The 18,532-nt window shown below is 73.5% G+C and carries 20 protein-coding genes and 1 tRNA gene; 8 read left to right on the top strand and 13 right to left on the bottom strand.

Translation table 11 applies throughout. The features are described from left to right. Window positions 1-85: 85 nt before the first annotated feature. The 5 genes from ACTMTB_RS11445 to ACTMTB_RS11425 form a co-directional block, all read right to left on the bottom strand. Window positions 86-1,471 (bottom strand): lipopolysaccharide biosynthesis protein, encoded by a 1,386-nt coding sequence (locus ACTMTB_RS11445; RefSeq protein WP_441144816.1) that lies wholly within the window; start codon window positions 1,469-1,471, stop codon window positions 86-88. Next, complete coding sequence (locus tag ACTMTB_RS11440) at window positions 1,447-2,514, bottom strand: glycosyltransferase (RefSeq protein ID WP_441144814.1); 1,068 nt, start codon at window positions 2,512-2,514, stop codon at window positions 1,447-1,449. The genes ACTMTB_RS11445 and ACTMTB_RS11440 overlap by 25 nt, the downstream gene beginning before the upstream one ends. Then, window positions 2,514-3,479 carry a glycosyltransferase family 2 protein gene (locus ACTMTB_RS11435; protein WP_441144812.1) on the bottom strand — a complete coding sequence of 322 codons (966 nt, stop codon included), beginning with the start codon at window positions 3,477-3,479 and terminating at the stop codon, window positions 2,514-2,516. Before ACTMTB_RS11435 ends, ACTMTB_RS11440 begins: the two co-directional genes overlap by 1 nt. 90 nt (window positions 3,480-3,569) lie before the next feature. After that, on the bottom strand, window positions 3,570-5,000 hold the full coding sequence (locus ACTMTB_RS11430; protein WP_441144810.1) for a sugar transferase: 1,431 nt from the start codon (window positions 4,998-5,000) through the stop codon (window positions 3,570-3,572). A 215-nt stretch (window positions 5,001-5,215) separates the two neighbouring features. After that, complete coding sequence (locus ACTMTB_RS11425; protein ID WP_441144808.1) at window positions 5,216-6,268, bottom strand: LCP family protein; 1,053 nt, start codon at window positions 6,266-6,268, stop codon at window positions 5,216-5,218. 127 nt (window positions 6,269-6,395) lie between these two features. Between ACTMTB_RS11425 and ACTMTB_RS11420 the strand changes: the two genes are divergently transcribed. Both ACTMTB_RS11420 and ACTMTB_RS11415 read left to right on the top strand, forming a co-directional pair. Next, complete coding sequence (locus ACTMTB_RS11420; RefSeq protein ID WP_357607952.1) at window positions 6,396-7,229, top strand: class I SAM-dependent methyltransferase; 834 nt, start codon at window positions 6,396-6,398, stop codon at window positions 7,227-7,229. An 86-nt stretch (window positions 7,230-7,315) separates the two neighbouring features. Further along, the gene (locus ACTMTB_RS11415) at window positions 7,316-8,203 is read left to right on the top strand and encodes an expansin EXLX1 family cellulose-binding protein (RefSeq protein ID WP_441144805.1); all 888 of its coding nucleotides are present in this window, start codon (window positions 7,316-7,318) and stop codon (window positions 8,201-8,203) included. A 3-nt stretch (window positions 8,204-8,206) separates the two neighbouring features. Here the strand turns inward: ACTMTB_RS11415 and ACTMTB_RS11410 are convergent, their stop codons facing one another. The 4 genes from ACTMTB_RS11410 to bcp form a co-directional block, all read right to left on the bottom strand. Next, on the bottom strand, window positions 8,207-8,737 hold the full coding sequence (locus ACTMTB_RS11410; protein ID WP_441144803.1) for an N-acetyltransferase family protein: 531 nt from the start codon (window positions 8,735-8,737) through the stop codon (window positions 8,207-8,209). An 88-nt stretch (window positions 8,738-8,825) separates the two neighbouring features. After that, window positions 8,826-8,901, bottom strand: a tRNA-Leu gene (locus ACTMTB_RS11405). Beyond that, window positions 8,892-9,485: an HNH endonuclease signature motif containing protein gene (locus tag ACTMTB_RS11400; RefSeq protein ID WP_441144801.1), complete on the bottom strand. Its 594-nt coding sequence runs from the start codon at window positions 9,483-9,485 to the stop codon at window positions 8,892-8,894. The genes ACTMTB_RS11405 and ACTMTB_RS11400 overlap by 10 nt, the downstream gene beginning before the upstream one ends. Window positions 9,486-9,516: 31 nt before the next feature. Then, a complete protein-coding gene (gene bcp / locus ACTMTB_RS11395) occupies window positions 9,517-9,993 on the bottom strand; it encodes a thioredoxin-dependent thiol peroxidase (protein WP_441144799.1) in 477 nt (158 codons plus the stop codon). A 124-nt stretch (window positions 9,994-10,117) separates the two neighbouring features. Here bcp and ACTMTB_RS11390 point away from each other — a divergent pair, with 124 nt between their 5' ends. Genes ACTMTB_RS11390 through ACTMTB_RS11375 form a run of 4 tightly spaced genes read left to right on the top strand, consistent with a single transcriptional unit; the run spans window position 10,118 to window position 12,785 of the window. Beyond that, a complete protein-coding gene (locus ACTMTB_RS11390; protein WP_441144797.1) occupies window positions 10,118-10,834 on the top strand; it encodes an energy-coupling factor ABC transporter permease in 717 nt (238 codons plus the stop codon). After that, on the top strand, window positions 10,831-11,232 hold the full coding sequence (locus ACTMTB_RS11385) for a PDGLE domain-containing protein (RefSeq protein WP_441144795.1): 402 nt from the start codon (window positions 10,831-10,833) through the stop codon (window positions 11,230-11,232). Before ACTMTB_RS11390 ends, ACTMTB_RS11385 begins: the two co-directional genes overlap by 4 nt. A gap of 15 nt (window positions 11,233-11,247) precedes the next feature. Next, window positions 11,248-12,018, top strand: a complete 771-nt coding sequence (gene cbiQ, locus ACTMTB_RS11380; protein WP_441144794.1) for a cobalt ECF transporter T component CbiQ — start codon at window positions 11,248-11,250, stop codon at window positions 12,016-12,018. Next, window positions 12,015-12,785: an energy-coupling factor ABC transporter ATP-binding protein gene (locus ACTMTB_RS11375; RefSeq protein ID WP_441144792.1), complete on the top strand. Its 771-nt coding sequence runs from the start codon at window positions 12,015-12,017 to the stop codon at window positions 12,783-12,785. Before cbiQ ends, ACTMTB_RS11375 begins: the two co-directional genes overlap by 4 nt. Before the next feature lie 270 nt (window positions 12,786-13,055). Here ACTMTB_RS11375 and ACTMTB_RS11370 read toward each other — a convergent pair whose 3' ends face one another. From ACTMTB_RS11370 to ACTMTB_RS11355, 4 genes are read right to left on the bottom strand one after another with little or no spacing between them, the layout of a single operon-like run. Then, window positions 13,056-14,153 (bottom strand): hypothetical protein, encoded by a 1,098-nt coding sequence (locus ACTMTB_RS11370; RefSeq protein ID WP_441144790.1) that lies wholly within the window; start codon window positions 14,151-14,153, stop codon window positions 13,056-13,058. Beyond that, complete coding sequence (locus ACTMTB_RS11365) at window positions 14,150-14,866, bottom strand: DsbA family protein (RefSeq protein WP_441144788.1); 717 nt, start codon at window positions 14,864-14,866, stop codon at window positions 14,150-14,152. Before ACTMTB_RS11365 ends, ACTMTB_RS11370 begins: the two co-directional genes overlap by 4 nt. Further along, window positions 14,859-15,383: a MauE/DoxX family redox-associated membrane protein gene (locus tag ACTMTB_RS11360; RefSeq protein WP_441144786.1), complete on the bottom strand. Its 525-nt coding sequence runs from the start codon at window positions 15,381-15,383 to the stop codon at window positions 14,859-14,861. The genes ACTMTB_RS11365 and ACTMTB_RS11360 overlap by 8 nt, the downstream gene beginning before the upstream one ends. Window positions 15,384-15,416: 33 nt before the next feature. Further along, a complete protein-coding gene (locus tag ACTMTB_RS11355) occupies window positions 15,417-16,004 on the bottom strand; it encodes a sigma-70 family RNA polymerase sigma factor (protein WP_441144784.1) in 588 nt (195 codons plus the stop codon). Window positions 16,005-16,112: 108 nt separating this feature from the next. On the opposite strand from ACTMTB_RS11355, the gene ACTMTB_RS11350 reads away from it, so the two are divergent. Together ACTMTB_RS11350 and ACTMTB_RS11345 are read left to right on the top strand one after the other, a co-directional pair. Continuing rightward, window positions 16,113-16,757 carry a zf-HC2 domain-containing protein gene (locus ACTMTB_RS11350; protein ID WP_088963654.1) on the top strand — a complete coding sequence of 215 codons (645 nt, stop codon included), beginning with the start codon at window positions 16,113-16,115 and terminating at the stop codon, window positions 16,755-16,757. Window positions 16,758-16,858: 101 nt separating this feature from the next. Continuing rightward, a complete protein-coding gene (locus tag ACTMTB_RS11345) occupies window positions 16,859-18,523 on the top strand; it encodes a copper resistance CopC/CopD family protein (protein WP_441144782.1) in 1,665 nt (554 codons plus the stop codon). The last annotated feature ends 9 nt before the right edge of the window (window positions 18,524-18,532 follow it).

Raw genomic sequence — 18,532 nt, 5'->3', positions numbered from 1 at the left:
CGCGACCCTGCGACGCGCGGCCACCAGCCATGCGACCGTCGCGACACCGCCCGCGGTCAGCAGCAAACCGAAGAGGGTGACCAACTCATGTCCTTCCAATAGAGTCCGCCGGCTGCCGCGCGGGTGCGACGCCCCGGGGCGGATCACGCCGGACGGCCGCGGCGAGGCAACTCCACAGCAGCACGCCGAGGAGCGCGTCGCAGACCAGGCTGGAGGCCACCGCGCCCTGCCATCCGTACGCCGGGATCAGCCACACGTTCAACGCCGCATTCACCACGCCGACCGCGATCTGGCACACCGTACGACGGCCCTGCATCCGGCTGCCCGACAGGGTGTCGGCCGCCAGGTAGTGGATCGACTTGAGGACGAGCAGCGCGCTGAGGCCCTGCAACGCCGTGGTGGCCGCCGCGTACTCGGGCCCGAAGACGATCGGCATCGTCCAGGCGAAGGCCACCAGCAGCAGGGACGCCGGGACGCTGAACATCAGGTACCGGGGCAGCAGCCGACGGGTCAGCCGGAGCGCCGCCCGGGGCCCCTCCCGTCCGGCCTCGAAGAAACGCGGGTAGGCGACCGCGGCCATGGACCGGCCCGGCGTGTACGCGAAGTCGACGACCCGGTACGCCGCCGCGTAGATGGCGGCGCTCTCCGGGCTGCCCAGCCGGGACAGCATCACCTTGTCGAGGTCGTTGTAGACCGTCTGCGCGGACAAACCGACGGCGAAGAGCATGCCCGTGCTCGCCTGGGCGAGCGAGCCGCGCACGTCCGGCCGCAGCCCACCCGCGCCGCGCACGCCGTACCAGATCACCACCAGGCAGATCACGGCGGAGAGGAGCGCGGAGGTGAGCGCCCACGCGTGCAGCGTCAGCGGCTGGCGGCTCGACACCACCAGGGCCACCGCCGCGGCCAGCCGGCAGACATGCAGCACGGCCGGGACGACCGAGGCGACGAAGACCCGACCGCGGGCCTGCACGGAGGCCGCCACCACCTCGATGAGACGCCACGCCACCAGGTCCGCGACGGCGAGCGCGGCGATGTCGACCAGCTTGACCTGGCCGCCCCAGATGGCCGTCCCGGCGGCCGTCACCAGCACGGACGCACCGGTGCCGAACACCGCGGTGAGCACCAGCCCGCGAGCGAGGTGATGGTGCCAGTCCGCCGGTGAATCGGCGTGACTCTGGAAGATCAGGCTGGGCGCGCCGGCGGACGCGAACGGCGACACCACGGCGACGAGCGCGCTGATGCCGACGAAGAGTCCGTAGGTCCCGATCGGCATCTCCCGGGCGAGGAGGACGAAGAGCGCGCCCTGGGCGAGGGTGCGCAGCAGCGTTCCCGACAGGAAGGTGCCGGACTTGCGGAGGAAACCGTCGCCGCGACCGGCGGACGAGCGGCGCGCCGGGGCAGCGGAGTCCTGCCCGCCCACCCGGTCGGGGGTGTTGTCGGTCAGGGTCACCGGGTCAACGCCTCCACCCACCGGCGGCTCACCTCGGCGGGGTCGAGGGCCGCGCACCGGGCTCGCCACGCCTTCTCGAAGTCGGCGCGGGTCGGACGCTCATCACCGGTCATCCGCAGGATCGCGTCGGCGAGCCCCTCCGGCGTCGGTTCGGTGGCCAGCGTGCCGGGCACCAGGTTCGGGATCAGTTCGTCCATCGCGGGCATCGGGAGGGTGGCGACGGGCAGGCCGGCCTCGGCCGCCTCGACCAGGCTGAACCCGAAGGTCTCGGCGCGGGACGGGTGCACCAGCAGGTCCGCCTCCGCGAGGAGCCCCGCAACCCCCGGCACCCGTCCCAGGAACGTGGTCCGGTGCTCGAGCCCGAGTTCGTGGGCCCGGTTCTCCAGCATCTGCCGCTCCTCACCGTCACCGGCGAGGGTCAGGTGGTAGTTCTCCGGCAGAGCGGCCAGCGCCGACAGCGCACAGCCGTGGTTCTTGTACGGGCGGAAGGCGGCGGTGGTGAGCAGAGCGATGCGTGTCCGGTCGGCGACCTCGCGGGGGGCGACGAACCCGGCGAGCGGGACCGGGTTGGTGATCGTGACGACCGGCTGCCCGGGCGTGAGCTGCCGTACCGTCCGGGCCACGCCGTCGGAGACCGCGATGACCAGCCGCGGGCGCAGCGCCCCGAGCCGGGTCATCCGGGCGAGCGTGCGGACCCGCCGGTCGATGCGGAGCCGCTCCGGCAGCAGCGAATGTTCCCAGGCCAGGAAGCTGCGGCCGGACCCTGCCAACGCGGCGCCGACCGGGACGGTGCCCCAGAGTCCGCTGGACACGACTTCCACGTCCGGAGGCAGGGCCCGGATCCGCCGGCGCAGCGGTGGAACCGCCTCCACCAGGCGGGTGATCCGGGTACCCACGCCGAGATGGTCGATGTCGAGGTCGTCGAGGCCCGGCGGGACGGCCCGTGACAGGACCGTCGCGGAGACCGTCACGCCGTGCGCCCGCAGCCCGCGCATCAGCAGCACGGCGGCGCGCTCCATGCCGTAGAGCGGCTCCAGCTGGGGGAGTACGAAGTGCAGGCGCATCAGCGGACTCCGTCCGTGGGCCGAGGACTGGGGGAGTCGGCGACCGGCCGCGACCCTCGCATCGCGACGCGCTCCAGAGCGGCACGGGGCACGATACCGATTGCTGCCAGCGCGGCGTTGGGGGCCGAGGGAGGCGCGCTTCGCCGGATCGCCCGGGTCATCTCGCGGACGCCCTCCCAGTCCCGCGCCTGGAGGGCGTAGCGCAGGGTCTGTGCCGCGACGAAGTCGGAGAAGGTCTGCCGGGCCCACACTCCCTCCCAGCGCCTGGCCCACTCCCAGGACGTCCGCCAGTCCGCCCGCGCCGAGATCGATCCCGGGCTGCCCACGGTGTAGATCGCGGTGGCCTGCTCGACCTGCGTGATCCTGGCACCGGGGATCCGGGCGGCGCGGATCAACCAGTCCCAGTCCTGGTGGCGGGGAAGTGTTTCGTCCCACCGGCAGGTGGTGGCGAGTTCCCGGGTCGTCAGCAGGGTCGACGTGGGCAGTGACTGCCGACCCACGCCGAGGCGACGCCGCTGGAAGAGGTAGTCCTCCGGGAGGGTGCCGTCGGCGATCAGGGTGGCCGGCGCGGCGGTGGGCAGGGGTAGGCCACCGTCCCTGCGTTGCAGGATCCGGGACGACACCACGGGCAACCAGCCCTGCGCGGCCAGGCGTTCCAGGACGGGCACCTGGACCGCGAGCTTGTCGGGAAGCCAGGCGTCGTCATCGTCCAGGAAGGCCACGTGGCTGCCCGGGGCGGCGTGGGCGACTCCCAGGTTGCGGGCGTACGAACCTCGCCGCCCACCGCCGGTGCACACCACCTCGTCCACCTCCCCGCCCAGGTCCCGCACGGTCGCCGGCACGTCGGGCAGGTCGCAGACGACCACCACGTGCACGGACATCCCGCGCTGCGCGCGAGCCGACCGCACGGCCTCGGCGACGCTGGGCCTACCCGTGGTCGGGATGACGACCGAGACGTCCGGCATGGGATCTCCAAGGGTTCAGGGTGCGGTCCGTTGCTGGGCGTGCTGCTGCCAGTCCCATCCGACGGCGTCGGGTGGGTCGGGGTTCCCGGCTCAGCGGCCGCCGCCGCGGAACACCTCGGCCACCGTGCGCAGCAGCACCTTGGCGTCCAGCCACAGCGACCAGTTCTCGATGTAGTAGTTGTCGAACCGGGCGCGGTCGGAAATCGGCGTGTCCCCGCGCAAGCCGCTGACCTGCGCCAGCCCGGTGAGCCCCACCGGAACCCGGTGGCGCATCGCGTAGTTCGGGTATTCGGCGGAGAACTTCTCCACGAAGTACGGGCGCTCCGGCCTGGGCCCCACCACGCTCATGTCGCCGCGCAGGATGTTCCACAGCTGCGGCAGCTCGTCGAGGGACGTACGACGCAGGAAACGTCCGATCGGCCGGAGCCGTTGGTCGTGTGCGATGGACCAGTTCGTCTGCGACTCGTGCTGGTCCACCGGTCGCATCGACCGAAACTTGACGATGTTGAAGGGCTTGCCGTGCCGGCCGATCCTTTCCTGCCGGAAGAAGATGCCGCGTCCACCGTCGACGAACACGGCGATCGCGCAGAGCAGCAGCACCGGGCTGAGCACCACGAGCGCAACCACGGCGAAGGCCACGTCCGAGGCCCGCTTGAGTGCCCACCGTGGTCCGGAGAGGGTGGTGTCGCCGACCTTGACGATCGGGATGGCGCCGATGTGGTCGCCGTGCGAACGGGAGCCCCACAGCCGGGGCACCGCCCACAGGTCGCAGCTGGCGTTCGCCGGCCGGCGGAGGACCTCCATCAGCAGCGGCTCCGGACAGTCCGGGTCGGCGACGATGAGCACGTCGCACTCGACGATGGCGACCAGTTGTTCGAGTTCGTGCAGGCCGCCGATCAGCGGATGCGCCGGCGGAGCCTCACGGGACGGACTGTCCACGCAGCCGACGAAACGCAGGCCGTACTGGGGGTAGCGGCGTAGCAGGCGGGCGAGTTCCACCGAGGTCGGCCCGCTTCCGATGATGATCGCGTTGTGCTCCACCCACCGGCGCTTGCGGGCGATGGTGGCGATCTCCCGGGTGAGCGCCCGCCCGATGACGACCAGCCCGGCGGACATGCCCACTCCGCGGGTGAAACCGATTAGGTATTCCGCGGACTCGTGGCGCAGGGCTGCGACCATGGCGACGACCGCGGCGGAGGCCAGCAACCGGCCGCAGAGGCTGGGCAGTTCGTCGAGGATGCTCACGTGCCGCCGCGCGTGGTAGAGCCCGCCGGCGGCGAAGAAGGCAACGGTGAGGCCGGCCATGACCAGTGTGCCGCGCCAGTTATGGTGGGTGACCAGCAGCGGCGCGAGCAGCGCGGCGATGTCCACGGGGGCCGTCATCATCCAGGCGCGCAGGCCCCGGGTGCGCCGCGAGGCGCGGGAGCCGGCGTACGGTAGCACTGTGGTCGCATCCAGCCCCAGCCGGCCGGTGCCGTCGCCGTGGCTTCCCGGGCCTGCGGCGGGCGGGATCGTGGGCATGCCACCGCGGCTGTGCTCGTCACCTTCAGCCGCGACGCGATGCGGCGCGTCGTCGTCGTGCGTCGCCGCCGTACTGGGTTGAACCGTTGACGGTTGGCTTGGCATGGTCGTCCTTCCCCCGTGCTGCCCGGGCCGCGCATGAGGGGCCACCGGGGCGCACGCAGGATATGAAGTGGTTCGTTGCGTCACCAGGGCCGACCAGGCAGTCCGATGTCCTACTTTCTGGCGGCCACGATCTCCGGCACCGCGTCCCGGCGGACGGCATCGTAGAAGGACCGCACCTTGTCGGTGTCGGCGAAGACAACGCTTTCGGTGCCCACCTGGCCCGTGCCCCTGGTGGGGCTGGTGAAGAAGGCGAGGTTGCCGCCGCGCAACCCGCGCAGGTCGGTCGCCATGTCCAACAGCGACATTCCCTCGTCGACCGAGACGGCTGCCGAGGAGGCCTTGACGAAGTCGTTCAGCTTGCCGGGGCTCGTAAGGATGCCGCCGGAGGCCGCTTTGTCCAGGATCGCCTTGATCACCTGCTGCTGGTGGCGAATCCGGGCGAAGTCCCCGTCCGCGAACTGCTTGCGCTGCCGTGAGTAGTCCAGCGCCGTCTCGCCGTCCATCTTCTGCATGCCTTGCTGGAACGTGCGGAACGGTGGGTGGATCGAGGTGAACGTCTTGTCCGAGTAGATGTCCACGCCGCCCAGGGCGTCGATGATGTCCGTGAACCCGGCGAAGTCGACCACCGCCACGTGGTCCACGCGGACCTTGGTGAACTCCTCGACGGTCTGCACCATCAGCGGAATCCCGCCCCAGGCGTAGGCGGCGTTGATCTTGGCCTCCCGGCCACCGTGCTGACCGTCCTTGGAGCGCGGCACCCGCACCCAGGTATCCCGAGGAATCGAGATGAGCTGAGCGCTCTTCCGGTCCTTCGGCAGGTGGGCCAGGATGATCGTGTCGGTACGCGAACCGGTGGTCTTCTCCGGATCACGCGAGTCGCTGCCCAGGATCATGATGTTCATCGCGTCCTTGGCCACCACCGGCGGACGGTTCTCCTGCGGCACCTCGGTGAAGGCGTCCACCCGGTCGATGTCCTTCTCCACCGAGCGCAGATAGAACGCACCCGCACCGACGCCACCGGCACTCAGCAACGCCAGCACCAGCAGCGTCGTCAGCACGATCCGACGACGACGGCGACGTGGCCGTGCCGGGTTCTCCACATCGACACCTGCGTCGACTGGCTCGACCGGTTCGGAATCCACGAGCTGCTGGCGATCTGACATGGCCGCGATGCTACTGACTCACCTTTGCCGCCGGGGACCCTCGTCCGGACGGTCAGCCCCGACCACCCGGTCGGTGAATCCAAAACTTTCCTCGCCACTCTTCACCTTCACCTGGTAGAACCTCGGCGTGGACGCAACGACGCTTCGCCGGGCCATCGCCCGCACCCGCCTCGCACCGGTCGCCGCCTTCCCGAAGCGGCTCCGCCGCGTCGCCCGGCACGACGCCAGGGTCATCCGCACCTCCGCCCGTTGGCTGTTCACCTCCCGCGAGCACCACAACTACACCTACGAGCTGACCAAGCTGAGCCGCCAGCACCTGACCTGGTTCGTCAGCGTCGTCTGCGACACGCCCGTCAAGCAGGTCCGCGCGTACGTCGAGGAGATCGAGTCCGACGACACGCTGCGCGGCCACATCGAGCGGGCCACCGCCGGCGCCGCCCGCCGCGGCCTGGCCGACAAGCAGGTCCGGTACGCCCGGCGCGTCGGCTGGTACGCCATCGTCCGCGCCACCCGGCCCAGCCACGTTGTCGAGACCGGCGTCGACAAGGGGCTGGGCAGTTGCGTGCTCGCCGCCGCCCTGCTGCGCAACGCCGCCGACGGGCACCCCGGGCGGCTCACCTCGCTGGACATCAACCCCGAGGCCGGCTACCTCGCCCGCACCGCACCCTGGTCCGACGTGGTCGACCTGGTCATCGGCGACTCCATCGCCTCCATCGCCGCCCTGGACCGGCCCGTCGACCTGTTCCTGCACGACAGCGACCACAGCCGGGCCCACGAGAAGCGCGAGTTCGAGGCGGTCGAGCCGAAGCTCGCCCCCGGCGCGATGCTGCTCACCGACAACGTCACCCACACCGACGTGCTCGCCGCCCACGCCGAACGCACCGGCCGGCGCTTCCTCGCCTACCGGGAGACCCCGCGCGACCACTGGTATCCCGGCGACGGCATCGGCGCGGCCTGGTGAGGGCGCTCCGGGCGTTGGGGCGGCCGGCTTAGCTTTCGCTTAGCCGGCTTGTCGCCCGGCGTGCCGGTCCGGCAACATCGACCGGCGTGACCGACGGCAGCGCTCCCGGCGACCCCGCCCCCCGTCCCACGGCGGGCCGCCGCCGGGCCCCCCGCTCCGCCCGTACCCGCTGGCTGGCCGCCGGCGGCGTCGCGGCGCTCGCCACCGTGCTGGGGCTCAGCCTCGCCCTGCGCTCCGGCGCCGCACCCGCCTGCGCCGCACCTCTGGCGTCCGCCGCGCCGCCCGCCGGCGGCACCGTCCACAAGGGAAAGGCCACCTTCTACGACTCGAAGGGCGCGGGCGGCAACTGCTCCTACCCGTCCGCGCCGGCCAACCGCCGCTACGTCGCCCTCGGCCCGTCCGAGTACGCGGCCGGCGCCGCCTGCGGTGGCTTCCTCGACGTCACCGGTCCGCGCGGGACCGTCCGGGTGCTGGTCATGGACCAGTGCCCGGAGTGCGAACCCGGTCACCTCGACCTGTCCCGGGAGGGGTTCGCCGAGATCGCCGACCCGGTGCAGGGCGTCGTCGGGATCAGCTACCGCGCGGTGGTCGACCCGCCGCTGCCCGGCCCGCTGACCTTCCGGATCAAGGAGGGCGCCTCGCAGTGGTGGTTCGCCGTGCTCGTCGGCCAGCACGGCAACCCGCTGCGCTCGGTCGAGGTGCGGCAGGGCAGCTCCGGCGCCTGGCGCGACGCGGCAGGACTACACCGGATGGCGCCCGGCCAGGTGCAGCGCAGCACGGTCAGGATGTACGGCGGTGCCGCCCCCGCCAGGGCCACCACGCCGGCGCGGTCGCCGTCGGCGCGCCCCAGCCGGACGGCATCCCCGTCGGTGTCGGCGTCGCCGAGCCTCGCGGCGGCCGCCTCCCCGCCGGCCGTGCTCGACGCGGCGGTGGCGCCGGTGGACCCCACCCGTGCGGCCGGTTGCGGCAACTGACCGTCAGCCCGCCGGCTCGTCCAGGTCCCGCCACATGAGGATCTCGTCGCGGTCGTCGCCGGGGGCCACCCGCAGCGCGCCCGGCAGCCGCCCGATCTCCCGGTAGCCGAGCCGGGCGTAGAACGTCTCCAGGCCGAGCCCGCCCCGCACCGTCACGTGCAGCGCCCGCCAGCCCAGCTCCGGGGCGCGGCGCGCCGCCTCCCGCATCAGGTCGAGGCCGTAGCCCCGGCCCTGGGTGTCCGGGTGGACCATCACCCGCTTGAGGATGCCCCAGTGCGTCTTCAGGTGGAACCGGTTGTCCGCGAAGATCAGCACCGCGACGAGGCGGTCGTCCTCGTACCCGACGAGCAGCCGGTCCGGCCCGTCGGTGATGTCGGCGAGGGTCCGCTCGGCGACCGGACGGACCTCGGCGGCGCTGACCGGGGCGACGAAGCCGACCGCGCCGCCGGCGTTGGTGACGTCGACCCAGAGGTCGACGATCCGCTCGCGCAGGTCGGGGGTGAGATCGGGGTCGAGGACGAAGCGCAGACTCACGCCGGCAATCCTGACGAACCGGCGCGGCGTGAGCCCGCGATGGTGACGCGCCTGACAGTCTCAGCCGTTGCTGTCCGTCAGGGTTGAGTAGGGCCGACGGGACTCGAACCCGCACTGGTACGGACCTAAACCGTATGCCTCCTGCCAAATTGGGCTACGGCCCCTTCACCGTGTACACCGGCAGCTTCCACGGCCATTCCGGCCGACGGCGAAGACGTCTGCCGATCGGGTAGCCGGTCGGTGTCACAGCCTCCGGATCGTAGACCACATCCGGCTCGACCACAGCCGGCCTGCGGGAGCCGGCGTAGGTGGCGGTCTGGCTGTGGCAGTTCGGGCAGAGTAGCCGCAGGTTGTGCGCGCGATTGTCGAGGAAGTCGCCGTTGATGTGGTCGACGTGCAGGGTCAGCGGGGCGTTCTGCCATGTGCTGCCGACACCGCAGGCCTCGCATTCCTCCGGCAGCCCGATGGCCGCCAGCGCCCGCTTGAGGCGCCAGCCTGGAACCCTCCGGCTGCCGGTGGGACGCTTGACCAACTGCTGCGGTAGGGGTGTGCGGATTCCCCGGCCGCCCTTGTTGTGCACCTGGGCGAAGTGGGACGTATCGATACCGAAGCGCTTGAGTTGCCGGCTGATGTGCGCGTGTGAGCCACCGCTCAGACGCACGCCGAGCAGCCGTAGCACGTCGGTGACGCTCCGGGCCTGCGCCGCCGCCTCCGCCAGCATTTCCGGCGTGTACTTGTATCGGACCACGCACGGACCGTAGCGGCCGGGTGTGACAGCCTCAGTCGAGGCCGAGGTCCCGCCGCAGCTTCGCCACGTGCCCGGTGGCCTTGACGTTGTAGAACGCCCGCTCGATCTTCCCGTCCGGGTCGATGACGAACGTGGAGCGGATCACCCCGGTCACCGTCCGGCCGTACATCTGCTTCTCGCCGTACGCGCCGTATGCGGTGAGCACCGCCTTGTCGGCGTCGGCGACCAGCGGGAAGGTGATGGCGTCGCGCTCGCGGAACTTCGCCAGCTTCTCCGGCTTGTCCGGCGAGATGCCGACGACCTCGTAGCCGGCGGCCTGGAGCGAGGCGAGCGAGTCGCGGAAGTCGCAGGCCTGCTTGGTGCAGCCGGGGGTCATCGCGGCCGGGTAGGCGTACAGGATGACCCGGCGGCCGCGCAGGCCGGCCAGGGAGAGCGTCTCGCCGGTGTCGGTCGGCAGGGTGAAGTCGGGGGCGGGGTCGCCGGGGTTGAGGCGGTCGGGCGCGGTCATGGCAGCGACCTTACCGCCGTCCGGGACGGCGTCGGGCGACGCGCGCCGGGCCGCGTGGTGATCAAGACCATGGCTTGTTGCCAAGTCTTGGCAACAACATGGCCTGCCAAATAGGCTGCGCGGTGTGGACACCCTGGCGATGCACATCTCGAACGGGATCATCAACGGTCCCGTGGCGGGGATCTTCGCGGCCGTCGCGCTCGCCGCGCTGACCTTCTGCGTGCTGCGCAGCCGGCGCGACCTGGACGACCGGCTGGCCCCGATGGCCGGCCTGGTCGCCGCCTTCATCTTCGCCGTCCAGATGCTCAACTTCCCGATCTTCACCGCCGGGGTGAGCGGCCACCTGCTCGGCGGCGCGCTCGCCGCGCTGCTGGTCGGTCCCTGGGTGGGCGCGCTCTGCGTGGCGGTGGTGCTGGTCGTGCAGGCGCTGGTCTTCGGCGACGGCGGCGTCGCGATGCTCGGCCTGAACATCACCAACATGGCGATCCTCGGCACCGCCGCGGCGTACCTGCTGATCGCCGGGCTGCTGCGGGTGCTGCCCCGCACGCCGGCCGGGCTCGGGGTGACCGCGTTCGTCTCCGCGCTGCTCAGCGTGGTGGTGGCGGCCCAGGGCTTCGTCTTCCAGTACTGGCTGGGCGGCACCACCGACCTGGGCGGCAACATCACCGGCCTGGCCGGCACGATGGCCGGGGTCCACCTGCTGATCGGCATCGGCGAAGGCCTGATCACCGCGACCACCGTGGTCACCGTCGCCAAGGTCCGGCCCGACCTGGTGTACGCGCTGCGCGCCCTGAAGCCGGCGACGCCGGCGTCCGTCCCGGCCGTCGGAGGTGTCCGGTGAGGAAGCGTTCCTGGGGTTTCGTGGCCGTCGGCCTGCTGGTGGCGCTGCTGCTCGCCGGCGTGGCCAGCAACTACGCCTCGTCGCACCCGGACGGGCTGGACTCGTCCCTGCTCAAGGGCTGCACGGTCGACGCCGACGGTGAGATCACCGGTGGCTCCTGCCCGGCCCAGCAGGCGAAGGACCACGAGCTGGCCGACAGCCCGCTGGCCGACTACGGCATCCGGGGAGTGGACAACGGCTTCCTCTCCACCGGCCTGTCCGGGGTGCTCGGCGTGCTGCTGACCTTCGCCGTCGGCGGTGGCGTCTTCTGGCTGCTGCGTCGGCGTGGCCCGGCCCGCCCGGACGACGCCGACGACGCCCCGCGCGAGGACCGGCAGCCCGCCGGCACCGCGGGCTGAGCAAGGGGTACGCGGATGGGCGCGGGACACGCGCACGTGCTCTACCGGGACGCGGCCTCACCGGTGCACCGGCTGGCCCCCGAGGTCAAGATCGCGGCGATGGTGCTCTTCACGCTCGCCGTGGTGGCCACCCCGCGCGAGGCGTTCTGGGCCTTCGGCGGGTACGCCCTGCTGGTCACCGGGGTCGCCGTGCTGGCCCGGGTCGGGCTGCGCTGGCTGCTGCTGCGCGCCACGATCGAGCTGCCGTTCGTGCTGTTCGCGTTCGCGCTGCCGTTCCTGGGCGCGGGGGAGCGGGTGCCCGTCGCCGGGCTCAGCCTCTCCGTCGACGGCCTCTACGGCGGCTGGAACATCCTCGCCAAGGGCACCCTGGGCGTACTTGCGTCGCTCCTGCTGGCCGGGACCACGACGACCCGTGACCTGATCCTCGGCCTGGACCGGCTGCGCTGCCCGCAGATCCTCACCCAGATCGCCACGTTCATGCTGCGCTACCTGGACGTGCTGGTCGGCGAGGCCCGCCGGATGCGGGTGGCCCGGGTGTCCCGGGGTGACGACCCGCGCTTCCTGTGGCAGCTGCGCGGCTTCGCCGCCGGCGTGGGGGCGCTGTTCCTGCGCGCCTTCGAGCGCGGCGAGCGGGTCTACCTGGCGATGGTGTCGCGGGGCTACTCCGGGCGGATGCCGGCGGTCTGGCAGGGCGCGGGCGCGGCGAGCGCCGGGCAGTGGCTGGCCGCGGCGACCGTGCCGCTGGCGGCCGTCTTCATCGCCGCCACCGCCGTCGTCCTGACATGATCGGGTACGTGCAGACCGCTGTCTCTCTGGACGTCCGCGGCGTCCGGTACGCGTACCCGGACGGTCACCTCGCCCTCGACGGGGTGGACCTGACGGTGCCGCGCGGCGAGCGGGTGGCGCTGCTCGGCCCGAACGGCGCCGGCAAGACCACCCTGGTGCTGCACCTCAACGGCATCCTCACCCCGACCGAGGGGACGGTCAGCGTCGGCGGGCTCACGATCAGCCGGGACCGGGCCGAGCTGGCCGAGGTCCGGCGCCGGGTGGGCATCGTCTTCCAGGACCCGGACGACCAGCTCTTCCTGCCCACGGTGGCCGAGGACGTGGCGTTCGGTCCGGCGAACCTGGGGCTGCGCGGGGCGGAGCTGGCCGAGCGGGTCGACGAGGCCCTGGCGGCGGTGAAGATGAGCGAGCACCGCGACCGCGCCCCGCACCACCTCTCCTTCGGCCAGCGGCGTCGGGTGGCGGTGGCCACCGTGCTGGCCATGCGCCCGGAGATCCTGGTGCTCGACGAGCCTTCGTCCAACCTCGACCCGGCCGCCCGGCGGGAACTGGCGGAGATCCTGCGCGGCCTGCCGGTGACCCTGCTGATGGTGACCCACGACCTGCCGTACGCGGCGGAACTCTGCGAGCGCGCGGTCATCCTGGACGCCGGCCGCATCGTCGCCGACGCCCCCACCCCGGAGATCCTCGGCGACGCCGACCTCCTGGCCCGGCACCGGCTCGAACTGCCCTACGGCTTCACCCCGCACTCCCTGCCCCGCCCCTGACGCCCCCCGCCGTGATTCCGACCGGGAGTCGGGCACCCGGCGTGGTCCAGTTTGATCCACTCCGTTTGCGGCGTGTCGCGGCCTCCCCGCGCCGAGACACCGCCACACGCCGCAAACGGAGTCGATCACCGGCCGGCGTTGACGTCCGCGTGGAGTCGATGACCGGCCCGTGTTCACGTCCGCCCGGAGTCGATCAGCGGCCGGCAGCCGCGCCCGCCGCGCGATGCGGACCGGGCCGGGCAAGGCCAGGGACCGGAAGGACGGGCGCGGTCAGGCGGGGACTTCGGTGTGGGTCGTTGCCGCCGGGGCGGTGCGGGAGGCGGCGTGCAGGCGAAGGATCCCCGCGCCGACCGCGCCGGCCCCGCCGACCAGGACCGCCAGGAGCAGCAGCCGGGCGTACTGCCCCGGCCAGGGGGCGGGGGCGACCGCGCGGGAGAGGACGCCGAGGTTGGCGACGCCGGCGAAGAGCGCCAGGCAGGCGCCGGACAGCGCCAGCGCGAAGTCGGCCGCGGCCGGCCGGCGGGCCAGCGCGTAGCCGCCCGCGGCGATCGCCCCGAGCCCGGTGAGCAGTGGCCAGATCTGCCCGCTGAGCAGCCCGCCCAGCACCCCGCCGACGCCCTCCGCGCCGGCGTCCAGCTCCCGCCCGACCACCAGGACCACCGCCGCCGCGCCGCCGAGCGCCAGCAGCGCCCCGACCGCGCGCAGCGCGCGGTCCCCGGCGATCGAGCCGGCCGGCAGCAGCCCCGCCGCCGCGACGGCCAGGAAGCCGAGCGTGGCGGCCACCCACCAGGGGTACGGGTCCGGCGGCGGCACCCAGTCCAGGGTGCCCCGGATCGCCACCTGCTCACCGCCGTCGCGGACCGGCACGGCCCAGTCGCGTACCCGGTGCGTCCGGTTCGGGTCGGCGACGGCCTGGGCCGGCGGCCCGGACTCCCGCCACTGGGTCCGCTGGTCGTGCCAGCGCACCCGCGGCTCGTCGGCGATCCGCCGCCACTGCGGCGGCGCGGCCGGGTCCGCCTCGGGCGGCAGCGTGGTGTCGCCGGCCAGCGTCCGGTTCAGGTACGTCGCCGGGGAGCGGCTGTTCTCGTACGCCCCGCCCGGCCCCACCCGCAGGTACGGCTCACCCGAGTAGCCGATCACCTCGACGTCCCGGCCGGTGCGGTTGACCAGCTCCAGCCGGGCGCCCGCCTCGACGGCCCGTACCGTCAAACCGGGCCGGGCCGGGGCGAGGCCGGTCGCCTCGGTGCGGTAGTCGGTGCCGTCGGGGGCGTCCGCGCCGTGCGCGGCGGCCGGCGTGGCGAGGGCGAGCAGGGTGAGCAGCGCGGCCGTGGCGACCAGGCCGGCCCGGCGGAGCAGGGCGAGGATCACTTGCCGGCCGCCTCCACGGCCGCGGTGATCCCGGCCGGGGTGCGGTCGGCGACCTCCCTGCCGTTGACCTTGATGGTCGGCGTGCCGGTGACGCCGGACCTGCTGGCATCCTCGGTCACCTTCTCGGTCCACGGCTTGTACGTCCCGTCCTTCACGCAGGAGCCGAACTCGTCCCGGTTCAGGCCGACGCCCGCGCCGATGTCGATCAGCTCGTCGTTGCTGAGCCCGGCGCTGCCCTCCGGTGGCTGCCGCGCGAAGAGCGCGTCGGTGAACTCCTTGAACTTGCCGCCCTGGGCGGCGCAGCCGGAGGCGGCCGACGAGCGGGTGGAGTATTCCGTGGTGGAGTAACGGTTCAGGTAGGCCACCGGATGGAAGACCACCCGGGCCTTGCCGTCCTTCACCAGCTGGTCGATGGTGGCGCCGCTGACCTGCTGGAACTGCTTGCAGGCCGGGCAGAGGTAGTCCTCGTAGAGGTCGATGGTGACCGGACCGCCGCCGATCACGATGCCGGTCCCGGCGTCGTTGGCGCCGGGCGGCGCGGTGAACTTGTCGGCGCGCTGGCTGGACCAGACGCTCCAGCCGATCAGGCCGGCGATCACCAGCACGACGACCGCGGCGACGGACGCCCAGAGCGTGCGCCTGCGCCGGCTCTCCCGGGCCAGTTGCTCGCGGACCACCCGGGCGGCGTCGCGCTGCCCCTTGCGGCTACTCATCGTCGTCCTCCACGGCGGGTTCGCCCGTCAGCCAGCCGTCCACCGAGACGAGGGTGCGGGGCCAGATCAGCAGGAACCCGGCCAGCGCCAGGAATCCCAGGTCCCGGAGGATCTCCGGGAGGTAGCTCGGGGCCTGCCCGGCGGCGAGCTGGCCGCCGCTGCCGAAGCAGCCGCAGTCGATGGCCAGCCCGCGGCTCCAGGCCGAGACGATGCCGGTGACGAAGACCACCAGCAGCGCGGCGGAGACGCCGGCGGCGAGCCGGGTGGCCAGGCCGAGCAGCAGGATCGCGCCGAGCGCCAGCTCCACGAAGGGCAGCGCCGCGCCGACCACCATGGCCACGTCGTACGGCAGCAGCTGGTACGCGTTGACCGCGCGCCCGGAGGCGGCGAGGTCACCGACCTTGGCGGCGCCGGCGACGAGCCAGACCGTGGCCAGGCCGAGCCGGGCGGCCAGGCCGATCCAGGGGCGGACGGCGGGCCAGCGGGCGGCCCGGATGCGGGGTGCGGTCACGATCATTGGTCGTCGCGTCCGGCCGATTGGTTCCACCGTTCAGCCGGCCAGCGCGTCGCCGACCGCGTCGACCAGGTCGTGCCGGGCGCGGGCCACCCGGGAGCGGATGGTGCCGACGGGCACCCCGGCCACGGCGGCCGCCTCGGCGTACGAGAGGCCGAGCAGCTGGGTCAGCACGAACGCCTCGCGGCGCTCGGCCGGCAGCCGGCGGACCAGGTCGGCGGCGCCGAGGTGCCCGGCCGGGTCGGGGTGCGGGCGGCCGGTGTGGGCGTCGGCGGCGAGCCGCTCGTCGAGCCGGCGCCGCCGGACGACGGTGCGCAGATGGTCGGCGCAGGCCCGCCGGGCGATGCCGAGCAGCCAGGTACGCGCGCTGGCGCGCCCCTCGAAGCCGGCCAGCGCCCGGAACGCCCGCAGGTAGGTCTCCTGGGTGAGGTCGTCGGCGGTGTCCGGGTCGACCAGGGCGGCGGTGAACCGCCACACCTCGGCCTGGGTGGCCCGGACGAAGGCGGCCTGGGCGGGGGGATCACCGTCGCGGGCGCGCAACGCCCAGTGCGTCGCCGTGTCGCGCGCAGTGCCGGGTGCCGCGTCGGGGCGGCCGGCGGTGGTGTCGCGCGGGGCGGGGATCACGTCACCCGAGGTTACGCGGCGTACCCGGGGCGAGCAGGGTCGTTCGGCCCTTTCTATGGCCCGGCCCACGTCGGGAACTTTCCCGCCCCACCACCCGACTACCTGCTCATGAAGTGCGACGACGTACGCGTGGCGCTGTCGGCGCGGCTGGACGGCGAGGATCCGCAGGCACCGGCCGCGGCGCTGGACGCGCACACCGCTTCCTGCCCCGACTGCCGGTCCTGGCTGGCCCGCGCCGAGCAGGTGACCCGGCTCACCCGGGTCCGCTCCGTGCAGGTGCCGGACCTGACGGCCCGGGTGCTGGCGGCGGTCGCCGCCGACCCGGTGCTGGCCGCGCGTTCACCGGCGGCCGTCCGGGCCGCCCGTCGTCAGGTGCTGCGGGTCGCGGTGGCGGTGGCCGCGGTGGCCCAGCTCGCCATCGCGCTGCCGATCCTGCTGGCCGGGCTCGGCGTGGCCGCCGACCCGCACACCAGCCGGGAGATGGCCTCCTTCGACGTGGCCCTCGCGGTGGGTTTCGCGCTGGCCGCGTGGCGACCGGAGCGGGCCCGGGCGTTCCTGCCGGTGGCGCTGGTGCTGGCGCTCTGCCTGGCCGGCACCAGCGTGGTCGACATCGCCAACTCCACCACCGCCCTGGTGCACGAGGTCGGCCACCTGGCCGCCGTGGTGCAGGCCGGCCTGCTCTGGGCGCTCGGCCGGGTCAGCGGCGAGGCCGACCGGCCCTGGTCGCGCGCGGTCGTGGCGGGGCGCGGGTGAGGCCGACCGTCCCGGGGCCGCCCGCCGCCGCCCCGCCGGGGTCGGACCGGTCCGGCGCCGGTACGAGGTCGGGTCGGCGCAGGGGCGTCGCGTCGGCGAGCATGGCCGGCATGAACGTCGTCGATCGTCGTTGGTTCGCGCGGCTGGGTACCGCCGCCGGCCTGCTGGTCACCCTCGTCGCGCTGCTGCTCGCCCCGGCCGCCCCGGCCAGCGCCCACGCCGTGCTGGCCAGCAGCAGCCCGGTCGCCTCGGCGGTGGTGCCGAGCGCCCCGGCCGAGGTGGTGCTGACCTTCAGCGAGTCGGTGCGCAAGGTCACCGGCAAGATCCGGGTGATCGCCCCGGACGGCTCCCGGGCCGACCGGGGCGAGCCCACCTTCGAGGGTGCGCTGGTGACCGTGCCGGTGGACCCGTCCGGGCCGCGCGGCACCTACCTGGTGAGCTACCGGGTGATCTCCGCCGACAGTCACCCGGTCTCCGGCGCCTTCACCTACTCGGTCGGCGCGCCCTCGACGCCCCCCACCGACTCGGGGGCGGAGAGCCGGGCGAACCCGGTGGTGGAGAACGCGGTCAAGGTGGCGAAGTACCTGGGCTACGTGGGCCTGCTGCTGGTGGTGGGTCCGGCGCTGGTGCTCGCCGCCCTCTGGCCGCACCGGCTGTCCCGGCGGGGCCCGGCCCGGCTCGCCTGGGCGGGAGTCGGGCTGCTCGCGCTGGCCACCCTGGCCGAGCTGTGGTTGCAGGTGCCGTACACCGCCGGGGGTGGGCTGACCGACGTCACCGGGGCCGGCTTCAGCGAGATGCTCGGCAGCACGTACGGCACCGCGCACCTGGTCCGCCTGGGTCTGCTCGCGGCGGCGGCGTTCCTGCTGCGCCCGCTGACCCGCGGCCCGGTGGGTCGTAGTGACGCGCTCATCCTGGCCGTGCTGGGCGGGGCGGGGCTGTTCACCTGGCCGCTGGCCGGGCACCCGGCGGCCTCCCCGGCGCCGGCCGTGTCGGTGGCCGTCGACGCGGTGCACCTGGGCAGCATGGCGGTCTGGCTGGGCGGGCTGGTGATGCTGGCGGTCTTCCTGCTGCGCCGCGCCGACGAGCGGGAGCTGGGGGCGATCCTGCCGATCTGGTCCCGCTGGGCGGCGCTGGCGGTGGCGGCGCTGCTGCTCGCCGGGATCGTGCAGGGGCTGATCGAGGTGGGCGGCGTGCGGCCCCTCGTCGACACCACGTACGGCCGGCTGCTGCTGGCCAAGGTGGGGCTGTTCGTGCTGGTGGTGGCGGTGGCCGCGTACTCCCGGTGGCTGGTGCGGCGGCGGACCGCCGCGCAGCGTCCGGTGCCGGTGCGGCGGGCCATCTGGGCCGAGCTGGCGATCACCGCGGTGGTGCTCGGGGTGACGGCCAGCCTGGTGCAGACCACCCCGGCCCGGGTGGCCGCCGATGACGTGGCCGGCGCCCCCGCCGGCTTCTTCTCCACCACGCTGACCAGCCCGATCTACTCGCTGCAGGTGGAGCTGGATCCGGCCGAGCGGGGCAACAACTCGCTGCACCTGTACGCGTACACCAGGGACAACCGGCCGCAGCCGGTGGCCGAGTGGAAGGTGACCGCCGCGCTGCCGTCGGCGGGCATCGAGCCGATCGACATCCCGCTGCTGCCGCTGACCGACAACCACGTGACCGGGGAGATCAGCTTCCCGAGCGCCGGCGAGTGGCAGCTGCGCGTCACCGCCCGCACGTCCGACATCGACCAGGCCACGGTGACCGCCACCGTGCCGATCAGGTAACCAGAAGGG

This window comes from Micromonospora sp. L32, assembly GCF_052068055.1.
Taxonomy (GTDB): Bacteria; Actinomycetota; Actinomycetes; order Mycobacteriales; family Micromonosporaceae; genus Micromonospora; species Micromonospora purpureochromogenes.
This window is presented reverse-complemented; position numbering and strand designations above follow the sequence as displayed.

Excerpts from the sequence above, each read along its gene's own strand:
- ACTMTB_RS11440 (WP_441144814.1), bottom strand. The coding sequence starts at position 2,514 with ATGCGCCTGCACTTCGTACTCCCCCAGCTGGAGCCGCTCTACGGCATG.
- ACTMTB_RS11435 (WP_441144812.1), bottom strand. The coding sequence starts at position 3,479 with ATGCCGGACGTCTCGGTCGTCATCCCGACCACGGGTAGGCCCAGCGTC.
- ACTMTB_RS11430 (WP_441144810.1), bottom strand. The coding sequence starts at position 5,000 with ATGCCCACGATCCCGCCCGCCGCAGGCCCGGGAAGCCACGGCGACGGC.
- ACTMTB_RS11425 (WP_441144808.1), bottom strand. The coding sequence starts at position 6,268 with ATGTCAGATCGCCAGCAGCTCGTGGATTCCGAACCGGTCGAGCCAGTC.
- bcp (WP_441144799.1), bottom strand. The coding sequence starts at position 9,993 with ATGACCGCGCCCGACCGCCTCAACCCCGGCGACCCCGCCCCCGACTTC.
- cbiQ (WP_441144794.1), top strand. The coding sequence starts at position 11,248 with ATGGGCGCGGGACACGCGCACGTGCTCTACCGGGACGCGGCCTCACCG.
- ACTMTB_RS11375 (WP_441144792.1), top strand. The coding sequence starts at position 12,015 with ATGATCGGGTACGTGCAGACCGCTGTCTCTCTGGACGTCCGCGGCGTC.
- ACTMTB_RS11365 (WP_441144788.1), bottom strand. The coding sequence starts at position 14,866 with ATGAGTAGCCGCAAGGGGCAGCGCGACGCCGCCCGGGTGGTCCGCGAG.
- ACTMTB_RS11360 (WP_441144786.1), bottom strand. The coding sequence starts at position 15,383 with ATGATCGTGACCGCACCCCGCATCCGGGCCGCCCGCTGGCCCGCCGTC.
- ACTMTB_RS11350 (WP_088963654.1), top strand. The coding sequence starts at position 16,113 with ATGAAGTGCGACGACGTACGCGTGGCGCTGTCGGCGCGGCTGGACGGC.
- ACTMTB_RS11345 (WP_441144782.1), top strand. The coding sequence starts at position 16,859 with ATGGCCGGCATGAACGTCGTCGATCGTCGTTGGTTCGCGCGGCTGGGT.